Below are 25,038 nucleotides of genomic sequence, written 5' to 3' on the forward strand. Positions count from 1 at the left end.
CTTTACATATGTTTAATTTACTTCTTAGCCGTATTGATACCGACCAAGGTATAAGCCCCGCAATAACCAAAGATCCCTGTTAGCAAGGGGATGATTCCAATCCAAGCCCACGGGCCAGTGATACCAAAACCTGCTAAACCCATGAGGGTGACGCCAACAGTCATACGCAAAACACGGTCAGTGTGACCAATATTGCATTTCATATAAGCCCCTTTGTTATTGAATAAACAACTATTTGGCAGCTTTGTTATTTAATTTGGCAAGGCGCTGTCTTAATGCCTCATACAAGCATACGCCACTTGCTACCGAAACATTCAAACTGGAGACCACACCCTGCATTGGGATACGGACGAGCTCATCGCAGGTTTCTTTTGTAAGACGGCGCATGCCCTCACCTTCAGCACCCATCACGATAGCAATAGAGCCAGTAAGGTCGATGTCATAGATCGACTTTTGAGCTTCATCATCCGTACCAATCAACCAAACGCCCGCTTCCTGCATCTCTTTCATACTGCGAACCAGGTTGGTGACAGTAATCACTGGCATGACTTCAGAGGCACCGCTTGATACCTTGCTCACGGTAGCATTTATCGAAGCCGAACGATCTTTCGGAATGACTACCGCATCTACCCCTGCACCATCAGCAACACGTAAACAGGCGCCAAAGTTATGGGGATCTGTCACGCCATCGAGCACTAAAAACAATGGTTTAGCTTGGGTGCCCTCGACATCTTCAATCACTTCGGTAATGGTGCGCGCTATGGTCATTTTTTCAGCTAAAGCAACCACACCCTGATGACGGTCGTGGCCAGTCAACTTTTGAAGACGCTCAGCATCTGCTGCATGCAATCGTTCGCCCAAAATCTCTTCAGCTTGCTTCAAAAAATCTCCCATGCGTCGGTCGCGACGACTAGGATCGAAGTACACCGACTTTAGGCTATCGGGGTCAACACGCAAACGCGCTTGCACCGCATGAAATCCTACTAATATTTGTTTCATCTCTGTGCTTGTTCTTTATATGCTGATTATTTACGTCTGGCTTTGGTATTGCGTACTGGTGGTTTTGTGCCTGCAGGCTTGCCGACGGATCTACCGGGTTTACTTGCCTTACCGTTTTTACGACTCGCTTTACTTTTGGACTGCGTTGCGCCCAAGGTACCAGCGGATTTTGCAGCATTAACGTTGATCCCACTGGGCTTTTGAGGCGTTTTATGAGCAGGTCTACTCTTATTAGGTGCCGCCTTTTTATTAGGTCGACCAGTATCAGCAGCCAATAATAATTGACGGCGATTAGAAGATCCACCACCTTCAGCACCGGAGCTCTTAACGAGACTGAATTCAATCTTGCGAGCATCTAAGTCAACACGGCTCACCAATACATGTAAACGATCACCTAAGCGATAACGAATGCCTGTCCGTTCACCACGCAATTCTTGACGGGCTTCATCGTATTGGAAGTAATCGCCACCCAGTTCAGTAACGTGAACCATACCTTCAACGAAAAGATTCTCCAGCTGAATAAATAATCCAAAGTTAGCAACCCCGGTTACCGTACCCGCATACTCTTGACCAAGATGATCTCGCATGTAATAACACTTGAGCCATGCCTCAACGTCACGCGAGGCTTCATCAGCGCGGCGCTCATTAGAGGAGCAGTGAACCCCTAGCTGACCCCAAATTGGTAATGCTGCGTTAGCCCCTTTTGGCGCTCTAGCGCCTCTCGCTGCAATATCTTTCGCATCGCTTTGGGATTTTTTGGCATTGACTGCATTCTCTCTTCCCTTACCCTTACGCGGTAAGGTCAAATTGAGTGGTACTTTTGGAGGCAAAACAGGCGTGTATGGCTTCTTCTGCAAAATTGACTTAATAACTCGATGGGTCAATAAGTCTGGGTAGCGACGAATCGGGCTGGTGAAGTGCGAGTAGGCTGGATATGCCAAACCAAAGTGGCCTTCGTTATCTGGTTGATACATCGCTTGCTGCATTGATCGCAATACAACTGACTGCAGCATATTGGCATCAGGTCGATCTTTAATCTCCCGCATCAACTTTGCATAATCACGAGGTTTTGGTTTTTCACCACCATCCAAAGATAGCCCTGAAGTTCTTAATACCTGACGCAAGGTCATCAACTTCTCTTCAGAAGGTTCGCCGTGAACACGGTACAAGCTGAGATGTTTATTTTTATCAATGAAGTCTGCGGCACACACGTTAGCAGTCAACATACACTCTTCGATTAATCGATGAGCATCATTACGCAGGCGCGGCTCGATTCGCAAAATCTTACCAAGTTCATTGCTAATGATTTGCGTTTCTGTAGTTTCAAATTCGATTGCGCCACGCTTCTCACGGGCTGATAACAGAATCTTAAATAAAGAGTAGAGATTGCTTAAGAGCGGGCGAAACTGGGTAAAGCGTGCTGCTTCCGGACCTTTGCTATTGGACAGAATTTCCCAAACAATGTCATAGGTAAAACGTTGTGCAGAATGCATGACTGCTGGGTAAAACTGGTAGGCTAATACAATGCCATTGTTATCCACCACCGAGTCACACACCATACAGAGGCGATCAACATTGGGGTTGAGTGAGCAAAGACCATTCGAGATCTTCTCTGGCAACATCGGAATGACCCGTCTTGGGAAGTACACAGAGGTTGCCCGCAGCAAGCCTTCGTCATCCAAGGGGTGTCCCGGTTTGACGTAATGCGAAACGTCAGCAATCGCGACGATGAGACGCCAAGCTTTAGTCTTGCCGTACATTACTGGCTCGCAATAAACAGCATCGTCAAAGTCTCTGGCATCAGCACCATCAATGGTGACCAATGGCACATCACGTAAATCGACGCGACCTTCTAAATCTTCTTGCTGAACTGCATCAGGTAATGCAGCGGCTTCTTTCATGGCAGCGGCGGAGAACTCATGGGGTACGCCGTACTTACGCACCGCAATTTCGATTTCCATACCAGGATCATCAATCTCACCTAGAACCTCAACAACCCGGCCTACTGCTTGACGATAGCTATCTGGATAATCAATAATTTCAACACTAACGACTTGACCTAACTTGGCCTGTCCTTGACCCTTGGGTGGAATCAAAATGTCATGACCGATACGCTTATCTTCAGGCGCAACAATCAAAACACCATTTTCATTTAAGAGGCGGCCGATTACGACCTTATTGGCATGCAGAACGACTTCAACAATCTGTCCTTCTGGGCGACCACGACGATCCGTTCCCAATACTCTGACATTGACTCTATCGCCGTGCATGACACGGGACATCTCTCTTTCGGAGAGGAAAATATCTTCACCACCATCATCGGGAATAACAAATCCAAATCCATCTCGATGCCCTTGAACTGTCCCTAAACGATCAGCCTCGCGGGGCACCAAGTCTTTTGCTTTACGCATTTAATTCCTTCGGCAATACATGCCCTATCTATATATCTACTGATATCTATTTTTGTTATGAATAAGGCTACTGTATCAAACCATCAAGTCTGAAGGGAAAAAGCCAAAATGGGGTTGAAATAGCCCAAAACACCCATCCCTCTATAATAGAGGCATGCCCAGGTGGCGAAATTGGTAGACGCACCAGCTTCAGGTGCTGGCGATCGTAAGGTTGTGGGGGTTCGAGTCCCTTCCTGGGCACCAAACACTCCTTCTAGTCCTGATAGCTCTTATATGGGGACGAATCAGCCTAAATTCAATAGCGCTTAGATTCCCATGTTTCTATGGAGAATCTTCCCCTTCATTTCTTCCCAAAGACTTTCAAAATCGTCTGTTTTTTCCTCGGAGAGTTTTACAGGATCGTAGAGCTGGCCAAAGACAATGGATTTCCTTTTCACTAGGGTCTTCTCAAACTCTGTCAAAGCAATGGGCTTATCTTCCATGTCGCGGGTGAGTTCTGCAGAGCAAACAATCGCTTCTTCATCATCCTTATCCACTACGGCAAATTCGATGAATTGCTGGGTCTTATCCACGATGACTAAGGTACCGCGAGCATAAGTCACTGCATCATGTTGCTGGACGATATACGCCAGGAATTGATCTTCCTCTGCTCTTTCCATTTGTAGGTCGTCGATGAAGAATAGATATTGATCACCATCGCTATTGACTAAGGTAAAGACTTTAGGCGTAACGCCATGACCTAAAACTAGGTTACGGTAATAAGTGGAGACTTCTACTGCCAGGTTTTCTGAAAAGAGGTGCATGACAAATTCATTAAAGTTTTTAAGTCGAGGTTTTTAAATTAAGCCAAGTTCTTTTTTAAGAATGCCATGGTTCTTTCCCAAGCTAAGTTTGCTGCAGCCTCGTTATATTGCAATGGTGGCATACCGCGACTATCCGCCTTTGGATTAGCAAAGGCATGCTTAGCATCGTAGCGATAGAACTCATGCTGGATATTCGCCTCAGTTAACTTTGTATCTAGTTGATCAACGCCCGAGATGGCAAAGAAATCATCATGGCTAGCCCAGTGCGCCATCATTGGCTTTGTGATCGCTTTGGCATCTACATATTCCAGCGGAGGGTAACCATGCCAGACCACCGTGCCATCAAGCTCAGGAACATGACAGGCGGATAGTACGGTTAATGCACCGCCCATACAAAAGCCAGTGACTGCTACTTTTTTGCTACCAGTAGCCTTGAGATACTGAACGGCACCACGAATATCTTGACCCGCTGCATCACCAAAGTTCAGATCTCCCATAAGGTGCTCTGCTTCTTTAGCTTCTAGAGCGAGTTTGCCACGATATAAATCAGGCACTAGTGCACGATACCCTGCCTTAGCCAAGCGATCAGCTACAGCCTTCACCTCACTATCAAGCCCCCACCACTCCTGAATAACGACCACCCCTGGAGCATGAGATTGATCTGCTGGCTCTGCCAAGTATCCATTGACTAATTGCCCATCGGGTCTTTTGTATTCGATCATGTGTGCTCCTTTATTTATTACTGACTATTGGATTCATTACGCGTTCTTCGTTTTGGTATCCGAATGAATATATCCTACCAGCCAGAACGTGAGCAAGCCACAGGCTACCGCCCCATATCCAACCAGGTTGTAGTGCTCCATCTTACCGTCAGCCGTGATGGTTACCACTACTCCAGCCAGTACTGAGGCAATACCTGAGGCAAGCATCTGAACCGAACCTACCAGGCTCATAAAAGTTCCCCGAATCTTGGGCTCGACTAACTGACTCACCATTGCCATGGCTGGAATCATGCGCCCAGAGATGAGAATAAAGAAAGATGTGGAATTAATTAACACCACCCATAAAGGGACGGGGACTAAATTGGTCGTCACGATCAGCGGTATCAAACTGACTATTGCTAGGATTCTGAATACGCGTACTTTGCCATACTTATCTGCCATATGGCCAATCAAGCGGGAGCTCATTAAGGTTGCCACCCCACCGCATAAATAGATCAGAGAAATATAGGACTCAGCCACACCCACATTGGCAGTGAGATATAGCGCGATATACGGAATCACTGAGAATCCCGTCAACATGATTAAGCCCATGAACACAAAAGCACGCAAGTGGTGATGGGCAATCAAGATGTCATAGATTTGTCTAAAACGACTTCCCTCATGAACATGATGAAGATGCCCTGAAATCTTGGGAATATTACGATAACCAATATACAAAACGAGAGTGGAGATCAAACCAATAAACATAAATGGCACACGCCAACCTAAAGAGTCGATGTGATTGGCTAAAAATAAACTCAAGGGAACGCCGGCAACGGTCGAGACCGAAAATGCGGCCATCACAGTACCCAAGGCTTTGCCACGACGTTCAAACGGAATAGAGTCAGCCACGATAGTTTGAACAAGTGAGCCCAAGATCCCACCGAAGGCCCCTGCACAAGCACGCGCAATAAATAGTAAATGGTAGTTCGGTGCAAAACCACAGGCTATTGTTGCAATGATGAAGCAAACATATAAACGTAGGAGTAACCGCCGTCTCTCAAAGCGGTCGACATAGTAAGTTGCAAATATTCCCGCAATTGCTGCCGCAAAAGTATAGGAAGATAACAATAAGCCAAACTGATGAGTATTGATTGAAAATGCTTTAATGAACTGAGGCCCTAAAGGCATCATGATCATAAAATCCAAGATATGCGTGAACTGAATTCCGGCTAATGCAAAGAGAAAAAAACGCTCTCGCTTAGGGGATTCAAAAAGATTAGATGGCTGGTTCAAGGTCTGCTTTACACGCGCTGGTCAATATGCCATTATCCCCCTTGAATCCCAATCCTGCCGACCCCTTACCTGCCTAGATCATGACTACATTTGCCGAACCAGTTCTACAAACAGCCGTACTAGGCATCCCCGTGATACCGCTTATCACGGATGTTTTCTTTGGAGTCTTGGGCCTGATTGCGATTCTGGTCTTTCATGGTAGCTGCATTAATCACATCATCATGCGCTTTGATAGAAGGACCGAAAAGAATCAAAGTCAGGGGCAATATAACCGAGTGTTTATACACTTTTATGCCTCATTTATTTTGATTGCCTGCGTGCACATTTGTGAAATTGTGATTTGGTCTGTTTACTTAATTGCACTCAATTTGATTCCGAATGGAATCGAGGCTTTGATATTTGCAGGTAGTTGCTATACCACCGTAGGATTTGCCGCAGATTCCTTGCCTGCAGGTTGGAAAAGTTTGGCTTTCTTTATTGCATTTTCCGGTCTCTTTTCAATCGCCTGGACCACCTCGGTCATGATCGGCATGACTGATGCCTACAAAAAAGCCTGGGGACAAAAGTACAGCCGGAGTCGCATTAAATCTTTTTGATGTAATACCCATATACACAACGATTGCCACCTCTAGATGGGTTATGAGTATCGAAAATCACGCCATTAATCACAGTCGTGAGGTGCTTGGAGACCTTAACGATCAAAGTACCCAATGGTAGCTCTTCGGGCCTGAGGTGAACCTGGCAACCAGCTCCTACTTTCATGGTGGGAACCCATTCAAAGCCATGACTCAAAACGTAATCATGAAACACATTGCGATGATTACCATTCCGCGGTGATGAACCCCTGCGGACAAGATGTCTTGATAGCTTATTATCTCGCTCGTTAGCATATCGCTCATTAGCCTCACCAAGATCTTGATAGACTTTTAGATAAGGAAGATTCGCTGCAATCGCAATCGATCTTACAACGCAGTCGCCAGCGCTACCTTTAAAGCCAGCTTCACCTCTACCACCATCATGATATTGAAATGGAAAGGCTTGGCTTGAGCGTTTGAGAAGAGAGAAAGGATTTAAGAAACTAAACATACTTATTTATGCAATTGGTAAATAAAAAATGGACTTGCCTTGCGACAAATCCATTTCTTTTTACGGGCAAATGCGAATTACTTCGCTTGCGCCTGCTTTACTTTCAAACGCCATGCATGCAAGAGTGGCTCAGTGTAGCCATTAGGCTGCTCTAGACCTTTGAAGATCAAATCACTAGCAGCTTTAAAGGCATAAGAGTCTTTGTAGTTTGGCATCATTGGCCTGTACAAAGGGTCGCCAGCATTTTGCATATCAACAATGCTAGCCATGCGTTGCATTGCTTCCTCTACTTCCGCCTTAGTGACGTATTTGTGTAGCAACCAATTGGCAATGTGCTGACTAGAAATACGCAAAGTTGCACGATCTTCCATTAAGCCTACGTTATAAATATCAGGCACCTTAGAGCAACCTACGCCTTGGTCAATCCAGCGCACTACATAACCTAAGATACCTTGGCAATTATTATTGAGAGCTTCGCGAATCTCCTCTTTAGTCCAATCAGGATAGAGCGCAATTGGCACAGTCAAGAGATCGTCAGTTAAAGCCTCATACTCAGCTGCAGTATCTTCTTTCTCCATCTCTTCTTGAATTTTGGCCACATTCACTTGGTGATAGTGCATGGCATGCAAAGTGGCAGCGGTAGGCGATGGTACCCAAGCCGTATTGGCTCCGGCTAGAGGATGCGCCCCTTTTTGTTCTACCATCTCCTTCATCAGATCTGGCGCAGGCCACATACCCTTACCAATCTGTGCACGGCCACGTAGACCACAATCCAATCCTGCTAATACGTTACGGCGCTCATACGCTCCGAACCATTTAGCAATCTTCATTCTGCCTTTGCGAACCATGGCACCACCATACATACCGGTATGCATTTCATCACCGGTGCGATCTAAGAACCCAGTATTAATAAACGCAACGCGAGCACCAGCTGCAGCAATAGCAGCTTTAATATTGACGCTCATACGGCGCTCTTCATCCATGATGCCTAATTTGACAGTGTTCTCGGGTAAACCCAGTAATTTCTCAACACGGCCGAAGAGCTCGCTAGCAAACGCCACTTCTTCTGCGCTGTGCATTTTTGGCTTCACAATGTAGACAGAGCCCTTGCGTGTATTGCCAATGGCCTGAGTTGCTGGGCGATTGATGTCATACAAAGCAATTAATACGGTGACTACGGCATCTAAGATACCTTCGTAGATTTCCTTACCTTCGCTAGTAATGATGGCTGGGTTAGTCATCAAGTGACCAACGTTGCGAAGGAATAAGAGTGAGCGGCCATGCAGCGTCACAATGCCATCTTTTGCGTTGGTTGCGCCTATACCTGCTTTATATTGACGATCTGGGTTCAGTTTACGGGTAAATGTTTTACCACCCTTACTGACTTCTTCAACCAAGGTACCTTTGAGAATACCCAACCAGTTCTCATAAGCAAGTACTTTGTCATCGCCATCAACTACAGCTACTGAGTCTTCTAAGTCCAAGATGGTTGAGAGTGCTGCCTCGAGCACCACATCATTGACTCCGGCTGGATCAGCAGCACCAATAGTTTTAGTCCTGTCGATTTCGATATCAATATGAATACCATGATTGCGCAACAAAATGGATGATGGTGCAGAAGCATCGCCCTGATAGCCCACGAACTGTTTTTCATCAACCAAGCTAGTAGTGCTACCGTCTTTTAATTTAACGGACAGTTTTTTATCTACAACGCTATAGGCTACTACATCGCGATATAAAGCCCCAGCCAAAGGAGCGGATTCATCTAAAAACTGACGGGCAAAGGCAACTACCTTTGCACCTCGAATCGGGTTGTAAGCACCATCCTTAGTGGCACCTTCTGCTTCAGAGATCACGTCTGTGCCATATAAAGCATCATACAAAGATCCCCAACGGGCATTAGCAGCATTCAAGGCATAGCGCGCATTGAGAACTGGAACAACAAGCTGAGGGCCAGCTTGGAGAGCTAGCTCATCATCCACATTCTGAGTGGTAGCCTTAATCGTGGCAGGAACATCCTCGATATAACCAATTTCTTTTAAATATTTGCGATACGCAGGCATATCTTTAATTGAGCCTGGATTGGCTTTGTGCCATTTATCTAGATCAAGCTGTAAACGATCGCGCTTTGCCAGTAAAGCTTCATTTTTTGGAGTTAAGTCTGTAACGATTTCATCAAAACCCTTCCAAAAATCAGCACTCTTAATGCCAGTTCCAGGAAGCACTTTGTCTTCAATAAAACGATACAAGGGGGTTGCTACTTGAAGGCCATTACAGGTAGTACGCGCAGTCATGTGATTCATTTCTTATGCAAAAGTTAAAATTAGGTTTACTCAGTTTCTTACTTCGTTTTTTACTTCGTTTTTTACTTCCTTACTGAATCAAATATTTTCCATCAATCCTGAAAGGGATGTTGGAGAAGAATGGTTTCATCACGCTCTGGTCCTGTAGAAACCATTGCGATTGGCTTACCAGCCACTTCTTCAATACGGCGCAGGAAATTTTGCGCCTCTACAGGTAGCTTATCCCACTCGCGAATCCCAAAAGTGGTGCCTTTCCAGCCTGGGAAATCTTCATAGATTGGCTCACATCGAGCTACTGACTCTGCGCCCCGCGGCAATACATCTAACTTCTTGCCATCGAGCTTGTAGCCCACGCACAAGCGAATGGTTTCGAGGCCATCGAGCACATCCAGCTTGGTAATGCACAGACCTGATAAACCATTGATCTGAATCGAGCGCTTCAAAGCAGCAGCATCTAACCAGCCAGTGCGACGGGGACGACCGGTAACAGAACCAAATTCCTTGCCAACTTCAGCAAGACGAATACCAATAGGATCTTGTCTTGCTGGATTGTCATGATCATAGAGCTCGCTTGGGAATGGGCCCGCACCAACACGCGTGCAATAGGCTTTCGTAATACCCAAGATATATTGAAGTGAATCAGGACCAACACCAGAACCCGCCGCTGCATTGCCCGCTACGCAGTTACTAGAAGTCACATATGGATAAGTACCATGATCGATATCGAGCAAGGTACCTTGCGCACCTTCAAATAAGAGGTTTTGACCCGCTTGCTCAGCAGCATATAAAGCGCTAGAGACATCGACTACCATTGGCTTGATGCGCTCTGCATAAGACATCGCTTCAGCAAGCGTCTTCTCATAGTTGACAGGCTCAGCGCCGTAATAGTTGATAAGCATAAAGTTGTGATACTCCAAGTTCTCACGCAATTGCGCTGCAAACTTTTCCGGATAGAACAAATCTTGTACGCGCAAAGCACGACGTGCTACTTTATCCTCATAAGCCGGGCCAATGCCACGCCCGGTTGTACCGATCTTGGCTTCCCCACGCTTTTTCTCACGGGCATGATCAATTGCTACGTGGTACGGGAGAATCAAAGTAGTGGCTTCGGAGATTTTTAGACGGGATTGGACATCTAAACCGGCATCTTCAAGCTCGCCGATTTCTTTAAAGAGCGCCTCTGGTGACAGCACCACACCATTGCCGATGTAACAGATCACCTCTTTATGCATGATTCCAGAAGGAATCAAACGCAAAATCGTTTTCTTACCACCAATGATTAAGGTATGACCAGCATTGTGACCACCCTGAAAGCGCACAACTGCTCGAGCGTGATCAGTTAACCAATCAACTACCTTACCTTTGCCTTCATCACCCCACTGGGTGCCAATGACAACGACGTTACGACCTTTTGCTTGCTGCTTTGAAGACATATTGAAATCCAAAAAGATAATGACAAATTAGGTTAAGTGATTACTTGATTAATCAATCGATTGCTACTGACTTTAGTTCTTCTTTACTTCCCAAGAGTTACCCTGCTTCACCAATGCTCGATCACATTCATATTCAGCTGCCTCAACGGATTCTCCGGCGAGAACCTGAATCACTACTTCACCACGATTGCGCAATTCAGTGATGGCATTTTCTAAGACCACATCCTGAACCCAAGGTGCAAGGATAGCGAATTTACGAACCTGTAAAGGTGACAAGCTAGCCAATGTAAGTAGATCCAAGGAAAATCCAGTAGCAGGCCGGGAGCGACCAAAGGCCTGACCCACCTGGTCATAGCGCCCGCCTCTAGCTATCGGTTGCGGCAAGCCATCTACATAAGCTGCAAACATCACACCGCTGTGATATTGATAGCCACGCAGATCAGCTAGGTCAATGCTGAGCTCTATACCTACATTAGCATTTGCTGCAGAAACTATCCGCTCTAAGTCTGCTAATGCCTGATCAATAGCAGCATGCTTCGGTAGCACCTGCTTTGCCTGAGCTAGCACTTCAGCGCACGGACCATTTAATTCTGTCAATGCAAGCAAAGCGTCAGCAATCTTGGCAGGCAAACAGGTTGCCCATTGTTGTAAACGAGGGCGATCCTTGGTCTGCAAAAGGCCATATAAAGTTTCAATGGTTTCTTTAGCGAGCTTTTGATCAGCCAAAATACCAGTCAAGATGCCAGCGTGTGACAAATCTAAATACACCTTTTTGAGACCAGCTACATCCAGAGTCTTGAGCAATAAGGTAATAGCTTCAAAGTCCGCTTCCCAATTGGCGCAGCCATAGATCTCTGCACCCAATTGCAATTGTTCGCGTGATGAGCTACCTACGGGGGTGCGTGCATGCGCAACCGAGCCCGCATAGCAAAGCCGAGTAACACCTACCCGATTTAATAAGTGCGCATCGATACGCGCGACTTGTGGAGTGATATCCGCACGCAAGCCCAAGGTGCGACCTGATAATTGATCAACCAATTTGAAAGTTTGCAAATTGAGATCAGAACCCGTGCCAGTTAAGAGTGAATCCAAGAACTCCAAAATTGGAGGAGCCACTAGTTCATAGCCATAGGATTGATAAAGATCCAAGATGGCACGACGCAAAGACTCTACCTTGCGAGCCTCAGCTGGCAAAACGTCTGCAATATCTTCAGGAAGTAACCAACGATTCATGATCTAAATGATTCGCTTTCTTATTTTTTATGCAGAAACTTGAAGAACTCACCATTCGGCTCCACCACCATCACATCTTTCTTATCCTTGAAAGAGTTACGGTAGGCCTCCAAGCTCTGATAGAACTGCGCAAACTGTGGATCACGTCCAAATGCTTCGGCATAGAGTGAGGTAGCCTTAGCATCTCCCGCCCCTTTGATCTTTTGAGCATCACGATAGGCTTCAGCCAAAATCGTATCGCGTTGACGCTCTGCATTAGCGCGAATTTTGTCAGACTCTGCTGCACCAGTAGAGCGCAACTCATTGGCTACACGCTTACGCTCAGCCTCCATCCGGCGATAGACTGAATCACTAATCTCAGCCAAGAGGTCAACACGTTTTAAGCGGACATCCACAATTTCTACGCCAATATCAGATGCATCAACCGCGACCTTCTTGCGAATACCTTGCATCACTTCTTCACGCTGATCAGAAATCAATTCACGGACTGTGCGCTTGGTGAACTCTTCATTTAATGCGGATCGCACTAGTTGCGTTAAGCGATCTTGCGCCAGGCGCTCATCACCTTTGAAGCTAATGAAGAATTTACGAGGATCAACAATGCGCCACTTCACATAAGAATCTACGAGCAGATTTTTCTTCTCAGCAGTAATGAAGCGCTCTGCCTCTGGATTATCAATTGTCAAAATACGACGGTCGAAGAAACGCACACTCTCAAATGGACCTGGATACTTCACCTGCAGACCCGGTTTCTCAATCACGCGCACGATCTGACCAAAAGAGAACACAACGGCGAACTTGCGTTGATCCACAACAAAGATACTGGAAGACAGTACATAGACGAGCGCAATAAATGCAACCGCAGCGACGATCAGACGATTAGCATTCATTAACGGCTCTCCCGATCACGACTACGCAAACCATCGCGCTTATCCGCTGACCTATCATTACTAGAGCTTGGGCTTACTACAGGCGCTGCAGTAGTTGGCGCAGGATTATTAAGCCCTGTTGCTCCACCCACTGTGACAGAACCAGTTGGGGTGCTAGAAGAAGTTGTGTTGCCTTGATTAAGAGGAGCGCCAGTAGCTTGTGCGGTCTCTGCGCTGACCTGCGCAACAATCTTATCGAGCGGCAAATACAACAAACTATTACTCTTGGTCGTATCAACCAAAATCTTAGTCACATTGTTATACATTTCGCGCATCGTATCGATATACATGCGATCACGAGTCACTTGTGGCGCCTTAGAATATTCCACCAAGATTTGCTTAAAGCGAGTTGCGTCACCCTCTGCAGTAGCTACTACACGAGCCTTATAGCCCTCTGCCTCTTGAATTAAGCGAGCTGCAGTACCCTTAGCGCGCGGGATGATGTCATTGGCATAAGCCTGGCCTTCACTCTTTAAGCGTTCTTGATCTTGACCAGCCTTCACCGCATCGTCAAATGCAGCTTGCACTTGTTCTGGTGGTTGTACGTTTTGTACCGTAACGCTCGTGACATAAATGCCTGTCTTATAGCTATCTAAAATCTTTTGAATCGAATTGGCAAGATCAATACCAATCTTCTCGCGCCCTTCGTATAAAACAGTATCCATCTTGCTACGAGCGACAATCTCGCGCACGGCTGTCTCAGCAGCTTGGATGACTGCAGCATCAGGATCACGATTGTTAAATAAATAATCAGTTGGGTCTTTTAAGCGGTATTGCACAGCAAAACGCACATCAATAATATTTTCATCTTCAGTCAACATCGAAGAGTCTTTTTGATTAGTCGCTTTAATCAATACCGGACGGCCCACTTCAACGGAGCGCACGCCCGAGAGATTGACTGTTTCAGCAGACTGGAGTGGCCATGGGAAATGCCAATTAATACCAGGCTTAGCGGTGTAGTCGTATTTACCAAAACTCAGAACAACTCCCGCCTGACCTTCTTGGATAATGAAAAAACCACTGCACACCCAAGAGAAGAGGAAGATCGCCAGCGCTACTAGCGGACCACTCTTGGAGCTAAAGGGGTTTGTAAAATTAAAGTTTGGTCCAGCAGAACCGCCACCGTTACCACCACGCTGTGATGGCGGAGGAATATCGCCACTGTTGGGTTTTTTAGCGGAAGCGCCTGAATTCGTACCTGGCTTTTTCTTACCGCCAAAGATACCGGCAATCTTGTCATTGAAATCGCGCCACAACTCATCCAAATCTGGTGGACCATCTGGCTTGGTTGGCTGCTTATTTGGCTGACCTGTTGGTGGATTTTGATCAGGCTCTACTTTTGGAGCTTGCTCATTGGCCTGCCCTTCTTTGGCATCCTTGGAATCTTTGGATCCGTTGTTGTGGCTATTGCCCCAACCTGGATCATTGACCGAAAAAAGGTCTAAAAATTTACGCATCATTAGAAAAGTAGCTTCGGTTAGGAATCGGATTAAATTCGGATGACTCTGGTCGTTCAGGTAAAGGTGCTAAAAACTCGTCCGGGGCCAGCTGGGTCTTAGCACGGTTGTGTTCACTCCTCATTTTATCAGTCATTTGGGAGCATTCCGCCAAGGCTGACCTCATTAAATCAAGGCCTAAGCCTGTTTGGGCTGAGAGGAAAACTTCGCTCGGAAAACCTTGGTTATCCCGCTCTAAAACCGCCCCGCGGGTGAAGGTTTGGGGCATTAAATCGATCTTATTCATCACCTCAATGCGCGGGATGTCGTCAGCCCCGATTTCTTGTAAAACCGCCTCAACTTCCGCTTTTTGCTCCCTAGCAACTGGGCTGCAGGCGTCAATTACATGCAATATCAGGTCGGCATGGATCGTTTCATCCAAAGTAGCCCTAAAGGCCTCGACCAATTGGTGTGGCAAATCGCGGATAAATCCGACGGTATCTGACACCACAATCGAGCCTACCCCCTCTAAATGGACTCTTCTAGAAGTGGTATCTAAGGTGGCAAAGAGCTGATCAGCAGCATAAGTGCCCGCCTTGGTCAACGCATTGAACAACGTTGATTTACCAGCATTGGTATATCCCACTAAGGAAACGGAGAACACATCCTGACGATTGCGCGCCCTTCTTTGGGTTCTTTGCTGACGCTGTAGTTTTTCTAATTCATTTTCAAGGCGCTTAGCTTTGGTCGCCAACATCCGGCGGTCTAACTCCATCTGGGTTTCACCCGGTCCACCGCGGACACCAATACCACCCCGCTGACGCTCTAAGTGACTCCAAGCGCGCACGAGGCGAGACATGCGATAACGCACTTGCGCTAGTTCGACTTGGGTCTTACCGATGTGGCTTTGCGCGCGTTGACTAAAGATATCCAAAATCAAACCCGTGCGATCCATCACATGATGACCAATATGACGCTCTAAGTTCCGCTGCTGCGTCGGGGATAAAGGATGATTGAAGATAGCTAATTCAGCGTCATGCTCTTCCATCACGCGCTTTAACTCATTCGCCTTTCCAGAACCAATGAATAAAGCGGGATCGGTTCTACCCTTTCGCGCAATGACACTCGCTGCGGGTATAGAACCAGCGCTATCAGCCAAGAGGCTGAGTTCAGCCATACTGTCTGCAAAATCTTCGCGTCCGGTATCTACACCAACCAGAACGGCGCGTGCTGCATCTACACCAGTTTTATACAGAGCTAGCTTCTTCTACACGGAAATCAATCGCACGAGCAGGAACGATCGTGGAGATTGCATGTTTATAAACCATCTGCGTTACGGTGTTGCGCAGTAGTACAACGTATTGATCGAATGACTCGATATTGCCTTGCAATTTAATACCATTCACAAGATAGATTGAAACAGGAATGTGCTCTTTACGTAGTGCATTTAGAAACGGATCCTGCAACAATTGGATTTTGTTGGGGTTGTTATTACTCATACTGCTCCTTATTTATTTTTGACTTGCTTTATTTTGGGAGTCTTGCTTTTTGCTGATTATTTTTTTACTGAATACCTCTAAAACTGTTGTTACCTAGCTATCTATATTGGGCTTAATTACATAAAAATCAAGGCTTGATTACTTCCAAGATGAAAAGCTTATCCCAAACTAGCGCTTTTTGCCCTTTTTACCTTTATCTGCATCGACGTAGGGGTTTTTGGCGGTATTCATCTGAATCCGTAAGGGCGTACCGCGCAGCTTAAAGACATCCCTAAAGCGACCTTCTAGATAGCGTTTATAGCTATCGGTCACGCCACTCAATGATGTTCCATGGATCACAACGATCGGAGGATTCATGCCCCCTTGGTGTGCATAACGCAATTTAGGGCGACCCATGCCAACCCGTTTTGGCTGTTGGTGTTCCACTGCCTCTTGCAGAATGCGGGTCAAACGTGGGGTTGGCAATTTCGCCATGGCCGCTGCATAAGCAGCATCCACATCTTTAAAGAGCTCTTTTAAGCCAGTCCCTTTTTTCGCAGAAATCGGATGGACGTTAGCAAAGTCTAGAAAGCGCAACTTTTGCGCAATCTCTAAACGGGCACGTTCTTTGACGTATGAATCGATGCCATCCCATTTGTTGACGGCAACAACCAGTGCACGCCCTGCTTCCACAATAAATCCTGCGATATGCGCGTCTTGCTCAGAAATATCTTGCTGAGCATCGAGCATCAGAATCACCACATTGCAATCAGCAATCGCTTGCAAGGTTTTAACCACAGAGAACTTCTCAATCGCTTCAAAGACTTTTCCACGGCGACGCAAGCCTGCCGTATCCACCAAGATATACGGCTTGCCATTCCGCTCAAACGGAACTTCAATCGCATCACGGGTGGTTCCTGGCATATCGAATGCAATGACGCGCTCCTCACCAATCAATTTATTGATCAAGGTCGACTTACCCACATTAGGACGACCTACTACTGCAATCTTCATCGGACGATTTGGATCGCTCGCTAATTCTGCTTCGTCTGGCTCGGGGATGCCTAATGAATCAAGTGCATCGTCAATCAGGCCACGAACACCATCCCCATGCGTAGAAGAGATCGGGAACGGCTCACCCAAACCAAGCTCATGAAAGTCTGCAGTGACAACCCCTGCTTGCATACCTTCGGTTTTGTTCACCGCCAGAATGATGGGCCTACCAGTCTTACGCAAGAAGTCGGCAATCACGCGGTCTTGTGGCGCCATACCCAAGCGGCCATCTACCAAGAAAATCACAATGTCAGATTCAGCGACCGCTTGTTTCGTTTGCTTGGCCATCTCGGCAACAATGCCGGTCTTTGCAACCGGCTCAAAACCACCGGTATCCACGCAAATAAATGCACGCTCGCCAATACGGCCTTTGCCATAGTGACGATCTCTCGTTAAACCAGAAAAGTCTGCAACTAAGGCATCACGTGAACGCGTTAAGCGATTAAAAAGTGTCGACTTCCCAACGTTGGGGCGACCGACAATAGTGATGACTGGATTCATTTTGGACTGTACGCTGCAATTTTTCCACCCTGAGATTGAATCAAGATGAGGCCACCCACGGCAATAGGTGCGGCTGAGATTGGACTACTATCGTGACGAATACGTGCGACCATCTCGCCATTCGCCTGAGAAAATGCATGCACATAACCTTGCGCGTCACCCATGAGCAATACTCTGCCCACTGCCAAAGGCTCACCGACATCACGGAAAGTCAGCTGGGTGTTTTCCCAAGCCTGAGTACCGTCCTTAGCGACAAAAGCAGTGACATACGATTTTTCATTGGCAGAGAAGACTAATTCAGTACCTTGAGCAGTACCGGTGTAGCTCGAGTAATCTTTAAACCACAAGAGATTGCCAGTGCGGGCTTGACCACAACCAATGCGGCCTTGATAGGAGACAGCGCAAATAATATCGCCTTGCATGCTCGGCTTGGCAGTCACATCATTCAAACGCTCGATCTCAGAGAAGCCTTTTGGAAAGGACACTGGGGTTTCCCAAACTAAACCGCCGTTAGCCATTGCAATCATGCCAAAGCGTCCACCAGCAAAACCGGTCACGATCACTTCATTATTGATTGGCAACATGCCATAGCCAACACGCAAGGACAATGCTGATTGTTGGCGTTGATAGATCCACTTACGCACGCCAGTTTGGGTATCCAAACCAATAAAGCGGTTGTCCAGCGCACGAATGACTACCACGCCACCGGCAACTACCGGCTCACTCAATACTTCGCTACCGACATTGACATTCCATAAAGCCTTACCGCTATCGTCATAGGCATACACATTGCCCTTAATACTCACAGCAACGGTAACCCGGCCATCTGAACCAGGGCCAATCGCCAAACGTTCAGGAACCGAAGCTTCCCAGACTTTATTGCCGGTTGCCAACTCAATTTTGGCTAGGTTGCCACGATGTGAGGCTGCATAGACTGCATCACCCGCTACGACCGGATGAAAGTTAAAGGTTTCTGATGAGCCAACGCTCGTAGACCAAACCGGCTGCAAATCGAATTGGTTAGTGACTGGTACCAGTTCTGCTGGCTTGCGCACGCGTGAACCGCCTGAACACGCGACCAAAGCGGTGGCAACCACCCCAATCAGCAGGGCGCTGCTAATGCGTTTTACTGCACGCTTCACTGAAACCTTCATTGCGACCATCACTGAGCAATTCCTCCAACAGCATCTAACTTCACCTTCAGGAGGCGACGCGCCTCTTCAGGAAATTCTTTTGCTTGATCTAATGCTTTCCAAGCGTCTTGATAGCTGGCTTTTGCTTCTGCATTTTTCTTCTGCGCCAAATACCAATCACCCCGTCGCTCAAGCCATAAGGCTTCAAAACCAGCTACCGGCTTATCTTTGAGTATTTGATCGGCTTCAGCAAAATCCTTTTCACTGCCCTGCTCAATCAATTGCGACACCAAACGCAACTTAGCTAAAGCGAGATAGCCATCATTAGAAGCATTCTTAGCAGCCCAGCGTAAATAATCTAGCGCTTTAGCATGGTCACCAGCATCCGCTGCGATGCGCGCCGCAATTAAACTCGACATCGGTGCATAGGGGGTGCGAGCATAGTCTTTTTGCAAATCATCCGCAGCACGCAAGGTTTGATCTTTATCGCCCTTAGTAATCGCGCCCACCATGGTCTCGTATAACTTCGAAGCTTCGAGAGCCTGGCTATTACGCCACCACTGATAACCGCTATAGGCAGCATAAGCAAATAAAGCTACAGTCACCACACCCGTTATCAGGTTGCGATACTTTTGCCAAAATGCTTTGAGTTGGTCTAACTGTTCTTGTTCTTCTAGATCTAAAGGCATGTCAATCCGAGCTGATTTCGTGGTTAATTTCGTTCTTCATTTCTTGATGAATGTAATGACTACTAAGCCATTCTATTCGGAGGCGCCTACCAGAGCGTCAATTACTGCTTCCAGTACACCTTCTAGGGGAATAGACTGCTGTTCACCTGTGCCCCGTAAGTCTTTGAGTTGAGCCTCATTTTTGGCTAATTCATCAGGGCCAATAATGACGGCAAAGGCAGCACCACTGGCGTCAGCCTTCTTCATTTGAGACTTAAAGCTAGCAGACTGACCATCTGGGGGACAGAAAAGGATAGTGTCAATACCAGCGCTCCGTAAACGCTCGGCAATGATCATGGCGGTAGTTAAAGTCTCGCCACCTTGATGTAAAACAAAGACATCGCATTGGGCTTGGGCTTCAGGCAAGGAGCCAGACACCTTCATCAATTCCAGAACACGCTCCATACCCATAGCCCATCCACAAGCTGGCGCTGCTTTACCACCCATGCGCTCGATCAAAGGATCATAACGACCACCACCCGCAATCGTGCCCTGCGCACCCAACTCATCGGTAATCCACTCAAATACGGTGAGGTTGTAGTAATCCAAGCCACGAACTAGACGCGGATTAATCTTGCAAGGGATATTGTTCGCTTTAATTAAGGCTTGCACTGCATTGAAATGCGCCAGCGATGCCTCACCCAAGAAATCCAATAACTTGGGGGCATCTTCAATCAAGGCTTGCATCTCTGGATTTTTAGAATCCAAAATACGCAAAGGGTTGGTGAGTAAACGACGCTGTGAATCTTCATCTAACTGAGATTGATTTTTCTCAAAGTAAGTCACTAAGGCGGCACGATGCTCAGCGCGCTCATTGGCTTGACCTAAAGAGTTGATCTCCAGGCGAACACCCTTCAGACCTAACTCATCCCACAGACGTTGACCCATGAGAATGATTTCAGCATCGATATCGGGACCAGCAAAGCCCAGCGCCTCAATCCCAAACTGGTGGAACTGACGATAGCGACCACGCTGTGGACGCTCATGACGGAACATCGGGCCGGTATACCAAAGACGCTTAGGTCCTTCGTAGAGCAAATTATTTTCAATCACCGAGCGCACAAGTGCCGCAGTACCTTCAGGACGCAAAGTGAGTTGCTCGCCATTGAGACGATCCTCAAAGGAATACATTTCTTTTTCAACGATGTCGGTCACTTCACCAATACCTCGCTGAAATACCGCAGTCGCCTCCACAATCGGCGTTCTCAAAAACTCATAACCATAGGCGCGCGTTAAATCCCGCAAGACGTGCTCAAGATGAGCCCACGGCGCAGCATCAGCTGGCAGCAAATCATTCATGCCACGTACACCATTCATCTTCTGAACTTTGGTTTGCGCTGCTTGGGCTTTTGCGTCTTTGCTTTGGTCAGTCATTCTTCTTATTCTTCTACTTATTTAGCTTGATTAATTCTTGGTAGCGTAGTTTTGTTTGACATAGTCGTCGACGATGACCTGAAAATCTTGGGCAATGTTTTCACCACGCAAGGTCTTGACTTTAACGCCATCCACAAACACCGGAGCTGCTGGCGTCTCGCCTGTTCCTGGTAAGGAAATCCCAATATTGGCATGTTTGCTCTCACCTGGGCCATTGACGATGCAACCCATCACTGCCACATTCATATTCTCCACGCCAGGGTGAGATTTCTTCCAAATCGGCATCTGTTGGCGCAAATAGGATTGAATATCGGCGGCCAACTCTTGGAAAGTCGTACTCGTGGTTCTACCGCAACCAGGACAAGCAATCACCATGGGTGTGAAATTACGCAAGCCCATGGTTTGCAAAATCTCTTGTGCAACGATCACTTCGTTTTCACGAGGAGCACCAGGATCAGGTGTTAATGAAACCCGAATCGTATCGCCAATACCCTCTTGCAACAAAATGCCCATTGCTGCAGTTGAAGACACAATGCCTTTACTGCCCATCCCGGCTTCAGTTAAACCCAAGTGCAATGGGTAGTCAGAGCGACGCGCAAGATCACGATATACCGCCACCAAGTCTTGCACATTACTCACTTTGCATGACAATAAAATTTGATTGGGGTTCATGCCAAGCTCAACGGCTTTTTCTGCAGACTGCAAAGCAGATTGAATCAAGGCTTCAATCATCACCTCTTGCGCTGTCTTCGGGTTGGCTAAGGCCGCATTGCTATCCATGATGGAAGCCAATAGGTCTTGATCTAAGCTCCCCCAGTTCACACCAATCCGAATGGGCTTATCGTATTTACACGCTGCTTCAATCATTTGCGCAAACTGTGGGTCACGCTTTGCGCCCTTACCCACATTACCTGGATTAATGCGGTACTTCGAGAGCGCTTTAGCGCACTCTGGGTAATCATTCAATAACGTATGGCCGTTGTAATGAAAGTCACCAATCAATGGCACCAAGACATCCATCTTGTCCAACTGCTCCCGAATATAAGGAACTGCTGCTGCTGCCTCCGGAGTATTCACCGTGATACGCACCATCTCCGAACCAGCACGTGCTAACTCTTTCACCTGAATCGCTGTACCCACTGCATCAGCAGTATCCGTATTGGTCATCGATTGCACGCGCACTGGCGCATCACCACCGACAGTAATGATGTTGGTTTTCCAAGCAACGCTTGCTTGACGGGTCGCCCGTTTAGGCGCTGGACCTAAAGGTAAATTCGGTAGTGGTGACAAAGAACTATCAGAACTCATGAGGATCCAATCTTTAATTTAACTTTTTAAGCCATTCTATTGGCTGCGTATTGGAGTGCGCAGCGGGCTCTTCATCAGACTCTACTTCAGTAAGCTCAATCTCAGTCTTATGCACAGCCCGTTCGCGCACTCGTGTGCGGTCGACTACATCACCAGCTAACTGACCACAGGCGGCAGCAATGTCATCACCCCGAGTCTTGCGGACTGTTGCCACCATACCGGCATCCAACAGAATGCTAGCAAAGGCATTCACGCGCTGGGCCGAGGAACGTTTGAGACCAGACTCTGGAAATGGATTGAAAGGAATCAGATTAATTTTGCACTTGATATTTTTGAGTAAACGCACCAATTCTTTTGCCTGGATGTCAGAATCGTTTACACCATCGAGCATGCAGTATTCAAAGGTCAGGAAATCCCTGGGCGCAAATGGTAAGTAACGCTCACAAGCATCGAGCAATTCGCGTAAGGGATATTTTTGGTTCAGCGGCACCAATTGATCACGTAAGGCATCGTTCGGCGCATGCAATGACACTGCTAATGCCACTGGACAATCTTGTGCCAAACGATCAATCATGGGCACAACGCCTGAGGTCGACACGGTAACGCGACGACGCGATAAGCCATATGCTCTGTCATCGAGCATTAAACGCAGTGCAGAGACTACATTGTCATAGTTCAGCAATGGCTCGCCCATACCCATCATCACTACATTAGAGATCACACGACCCGTGTGTTCCCAACCCGGGGTTGGATATTTTTCAATTCTGCGCACAGCCTCTGGATCATTGCGCAAGAGATGCTCAGCAAACCAAAGTTGGCCAATGATTTCACCGGAAGTCAGATTGCGAGAAAAGCCTTGACGTCCAGTGGAGCAAAAGCGGCAGTTGACTGCACAACCTGCCTGAGAAGAGATGCACAGCGTGCCGCGATCATCTTCAGGAATAAAAACAGACTCGACCGCATTACCCGCACCCACATCTAACAGCCACTTACGGGTGCCATCGTGCGCGTGCTCATCTTTAATCACGGGAAGCGAGAGGACTTCGGCTTTATCGAGCAATGTCGCTCTAAAGCTTTTTGCTAAATCACTCATGTCATTGATGTCGGATATACCGCGTTGGTGAATCCACTGCATGAGTTGCTTCGCCCGAAAGGGCTTTTCATTTAACCCCGCGACATACGCTGCCATTTGGTCAGCGTCAAAATCTAAGAGATTTACGCGCGGGGAGGTCAATGCGCCTACTTATGAATCAATAGGTGTTGATTAACGATTGAAAACATTCATGCCTGGGAAGAAGAATGCAACTTCCACAGCAGCTGTTTCAGGAGCGTCAGAACCATGAACAGCGTTGGCATCGATGCTGTCAGCAAAGTCAGCACGGATAGTGCCTTTGTCTGCTTTCTTTGGATCAGTGGCACCCATCAAATCACGATTCTTTGCAATCGCGCCTTCGCCTTGCAATACCTGAATCATGACTGGACCAGAAATCATGAAGCTCACCAAATCTTTGAAGAAAGGACGATCTTTGTGAACGCCGTAGAACTGCTCAGCTTCGGTTTGTGACAAATGCGCCATTCTGGAAGCAACGATCTTCAAACCAGCGGATTCGAAACGGTCATAGATTTTGCCGATGACGTTTTTAGCGACAGCATCAGGTTTGATAATAGAAAGGGTGCGTTCAATTGCCATTCAAGACTCCAGTAGTAATTTCAAAGGTATTTTGTTGGATAGGGCTGATTTAGGCTTAAATTCCACTTAAAAAGCTTCTCTACCTCAACGACCCCCGAATTATACATTGCCTGACCGTATTTACCCCTATATCTGTAGGGCTAAGCCCTTGAATTTACAAGACATAAGCCCTTAATTAGTAGGTCTTTTCCTGGGGGGCTTGAAATTGGGGCATTTTGTCTATACTTACTGTCAACAGCCCTTAATGGGCTCTTGTTACAACTATGAAAATGAAGGAGTCAATATGAGTGATCTGAACTCTTACGGCTTTGGCCAGACCGGCTCAATTAGCAACGTCCAGATACGCAACCGCGTACTGCGCAATACCTATGCCCTGTTGGCCCTGTCAATGGTTCCAACTGTGATTGGCGCATGGCTAGGCGTAGCGATGGGTCTTAACCTGTTCTCTGACAGCCCTTTCTTAGGTTTTATCGTATTTATGGCAGTGGCTTTTGGATTCTTCTGGGCCATTGAAAAGAATAAAGAAACTGGCGTGGGTGTACTCCTACTGCTAGGCTTTACCTTCTTCATGGGCATCATGATGTCCCGCCTGATTGGTTTCACCCTCAATAGCTACAGCAACGGTGCGACCCTCATCATGTTGTCCTTTGGCGGTACAGCAGCTATCTTCGCCACCATGGCAACTATTGCTACTGTTAGCAAGAGTGATTTTGCTGGCATGGGTAAGTGGTTAATGGTGGGTGTATTGCTCCTGATCGTGGCTTCACTCGCTAACATCTGGTTGCAATTGCCTGCTTTGATGTTGACTGTGATGGTGCTGGCTATCGCAATCTTCTCCGCCTTCATCCTCGTTGACGTACAGCGAGTGATTAACGGCGGTGAAACTAACTACATCATGGCTACCTTGGCTATTTACTTAGATGTGTACAACGTCTTTACCAACTTGCTAGCCCTCTTGGGTATTGTTGGTGGCGATCGCGACTAAAAACTTTAGTGTGATGTCCTCTTAAGGCGCCTGCGGGCGCCTTTTTTATTCACTGCTTTTCTACTGATTTGTCAGTAGAAATTAGCTAGCTACAAACATACTCACCGCAAAAGCGAGTGCAATCAAAATCAATAGGATTGCAAAACTGTCTGAGGTTT

Annotated in this window: 23 protein-coding genes and 1 tRNA gene; 3 read left to right on the plus strand and 21 right to left on the minus strand. The window is 47.0% G+C overall.

Translation table 11 applies throughout. The features are described from left to right. Positions 1-17: 17 nt before the first annotated feature. Genes AOC29_RS06540 through rnr form a run of 3 tightly spaced genes read right to left on the minus strand, consistent with a single transcriptional unit; the run spans position 18 to position 3,410 of the window. Positions 18-203, minus strand: a complete 186-nt coding sequence (locus tag AOC29_RS06540; protein WP_215294914.1) for a DUF2892 domain-containing protein — start codon at positions 201-203, stop codon at positions 18-20. A 28-nt stretch (positions 204-231) separates the two neighbouring features. After that, positions 232-999, minus strand: a complete 768-nt coding sequence (rlmB, locus tag AOC29_RS06545; RefSeq protein WP_215294915.1) for a 23S rRNA (guanosine(2251)-2'-O)-methyltransferase RlmB — start codon at positions 997-999, stop codon at positions 232-234. 26 nt (positions 1,000-1,025) lie between these two features. Further along, complete coding sequence (gene rnr, locus AOC29_RS06550; protein ID WP_215294916.1) at positions 1,026-3,410, minus strand: ribonuclease R; 2,385 nt, start codon at positions 3,408-3,410, stop codon at positions 1,026-1,028. 156 nt (positions 3,411-3,566) lie between these two features. Here rnr and AOC29_RS06555 point away from each other — a divergent pair. Then, positions 3,567-3,653 (plus strand) — tRNA-Leu (locus tag AOC29_RS06555). 62 nt (positions 3,654-3,715) lie between these two features. On the opposite strand, the gene AOC29_RS06560 is transcribed toward AOC29_RS06555, so the two are convergent. The 3 genes from AOC29_RS06560 to AOC29_RS06570 are packed head-to-tail and all read right to left on the minus strand — an operon-like array spanning position 3,716 to position 6,210. After that, entirely contained in the window at positions 3,716-4,213 is a 498-nt protein-coding gene (locus AOC29_RS06560) for a hypothetical protein (protein ID WP_215294917.1), read from the minus strand. A gap of 38 nt (positions 4,214-4,251) precedes the next feature. Then, positions 4,252-4,935, minus strand: a complete 684-nt coding sequence (locus AOC29_RS06565) for a dienelactone hydrolase family protein (RefSeq protein WP_215294918.1) — start codon at positions 4,933-4,935, stop codon at positions 4,252-4,254. 36 nt (positions 4,936-4,971) lie between these two features. Then, entirely contained in the window at positions 4,972-6,210 is a 1,239-nt protein-coding gene (locus AOC29_RS06570) for an MFS transporter (RefSeq protein WP_215294919.1), read from the minus strand. 80 nt (positions 6,211-6,290) lie between these two features. Between AOC29_RS06570 and AOC29_RS06575 the strand changes: the two genes are divergently transcribed. Continuing rightward, positions 6,291-6,806 (plus strand): hypothetical protein, encoded by a 516-nt coding sequence (locus AOC29_RS06575; protein ID WP_215294921.1) that lies wholly within the window; start codon positions 6,291-6,293, stop codon positions 6,804-6,806. Here AOC29_RS06575 and AOC29_RS06580 read toward each other — a convergent pair. The 15 genes from AOC29_RS06580 to ndk all read right to left on the minus strand — a co-directional run bounded on the left by AOC29_RS06580 (position 6,793) and on the right by ndk (position 23,895). Then, positions 6,793-7,296, minus strand: coding sequence for a hypothetical protein (locus AOC29_RS06580; protein ID WP_215294923.1), 504 nt, complete (start codon positions 7,294-7,296; stop codon positions 6,793-6,795). The genes AOC29_RS06575 and AOC29_RS06580 overlap by 14 nt on opposite strands. Before the next feature lie 77 nt (positions 7,297-7,373). After that, positions 7,374-9,590 carry a malate synthase G gene (locus AOC29_RS06585; RefSeq protein WP_215297410.1) on the minus strand — a complete coding sequence of 739 codons (2,217 nt, stop codon included), beginning with the start codon at positions 9,588-9,590 and terminating at the stop codon, positions 7,374-7,376. A 101-nt stretch (positions 9,591-9,691) separates the two neighbouring features. After that, a complete protein-coding gene (locus AOC29_RS06590; protein ID WP_215294925.1) occupies positions 9,692-11,032 on the minus strand; it encodes an adenylosuccinate synthase in 1,341 nt (446 codons plus the stop codon). A 72-nt stretch (positions 11,033-11,104) separates the two neighbouring features. Then, entirely contained in the window at positions 11,105-12,265 is a 1,161-nt protein-coding gene (locus AOC29_RS06595) for an ATP phosphoribosyltransferase regulatory subunit (RefSeq protein ID WP_215294927.1), read from the minus strand. A gap of 20 nt (positions 12,266-12,285) precedes the next feature. Continuing rightward, positions 12,286-13,155 (minus strand): protease modulator HflC, encoded by an 870-nt coding sequence (hflC, locus tag AOC29_RS06600; RefSeq protein WP_215294929.1) that lies wholly within the window; start codon positions 13,153-13,155, stop codon positions 12,286-12,288. Then, positions 13,155-14,654 (minus strand): FtsH protease activity modulator HflK, encoded by a 1,500-nt coding sequence (gene hflK, locus AOC29_RS06605; protein ID WP_215294931.1) that lies wholly within the window; start codon positions 14,652-14,654, stop codon positions 13,155-13,157. The genes hflC and hflK overlap by 1 nt, the downstream gene beginning before the upstream one ends. Continuing rightward, positions 14,644-15,885 (minus strand): GTPase HflX, encoded by a 1,242-nt coding sequence (gene hflX, locus AOC29_RS06610; RefSeq protein WP_256441766.1) that lies wholly within the window; start codon positions 15,883-15,885, stop codon positions 14,644-14,646. The genes hflK and hflX overlap by 11 nt, the downstream gene beginning before the upstream one ends. Then, the gene (gene hfq / locus AOC29_RS06615) at positions 15,878-16,129 is read right to left on the minus strand and encodes an RNA chaperone Hfq (protein WP_215294932.1); all 252 of its coding nucleotides are present in this window, start codon (positions 16,127-16,129) and stop codon (positions 15,878-15,880) included. Before hfq ends, hflX begins: the two co-directional genes overlap by 8 nt. A gap of 168 nt (positions 16,130-16,297) precedes the next feature. After that, a complete protein-coding gene (gene der, locus AOC29_RS06620) occupies positions 16,298-17,662 on the minus strand; it encodes a ribosome biogenesis GTPase Der (RefSeq protein ID WP_215294934.1) in 1,365 nt (454 codons plus the stop codon). Further along, entirely contained in the window at positions 17,659-18,825 is a 1,167-nt protein-coding gene (gene bamB / locus AOC29_RS06625; RefSeq protein ID WP_251369943.1) for an outer membrane protein assembly factor BamB, read from the minus strand. Before bamB ends, der begins: the two co-directional genes overlap by 4 nt. Next, entirely contained in the window at positions 18,825-19,484 is a 660-nt protein-coding gene (locus AOC29_RS06630) for a tetratricopeptide repeat protein (RefSeq protein WP_215294936.1), read from the minus strand. The genes bamB and AOC29_RS06630 overlap by 1 nt, the downstream gene beginning before the upstream one ends. A gap of 72 nt (positions 19,485-19,556) precedes the next feature. Then, positions 19,557-20,897 (minus strand): histidine--tRNA ligase, encoded by a 1,341-nt coding sequence (gene hisS, locus AOC29_RS06635; protein WP_215294937.1) that lies wholly within the window; start codon positions 20,895-20,897, stop codon positions 19,557-19,559. Positions 20,898-20,927: 30 nt separating this feature from the next. Further along, positions 20,928-22,205, minus strand: a complete 1,278-nt coding sequence (gene ispG, locus AOC29_RS06640) for a flavodoxin-dependent (E)-4-hydroxy-3-methylbut-2-enyl-diphosphate synthase (protein ID WP_215294939.1) — start codon at positions 22,203-22,205, stop codon at positions 20,928-20,930. A 13-nt stretch (positions 22,206-22,218) separates the two neighbouring features. Continuing rightward, positions 22,219-23,394, minus strand: coding sequence for a 23S rRNA (adenine(2503)-C(2))-methyltransferase RlmN (rlmN, locus tag AOC29_RS06645; RefSeq protein ID WP_251370109.1), 1,176 nt, complete (start codon positions 23,392-23,394; stop codon positions 22,219-22,221). Between the two features lie 75 nt (positions 23,395-23,469). Next, positions 23,470-23,895, minus strand: a complete 426-nt coding sequence (ndk, locus tag AOC29_RS06650) for a nucleoside-diphosphate kinase (protein WP_215294943.1) — start codon at positions 23,893-23,895, stop codon at positions 23,470-23,472. 283 nt (positions 23,896-24,178) lie between these two features. On the opposite strand from ndk, the gene AOC29_RS06655 reads away from it, so the two are divergent. Continuing rightward, positions 24,179-24,880: a Bax inhibitor-1 family protein gene (locus tag AOC29_RS06655; RefSeq protein WP_215294945.1), complete on the plus strand. Its 702-nt coding sequence runs from the start codon at positions 24,179-24,181 to the stop codon at positions 24,878-24,880. Positions 24,881-25,038 lie beyond the last annotated feature (158 nt).

The organism is Polynucleobacter sp. JS-JIR-5-A7, assembly GCF_018687935.1.
Lineage (GTDB): Bacteria > Pseudomonadota > Gammaproteobacteria > Burkholderiales > Burkholderiaceae > Polynucleobacter.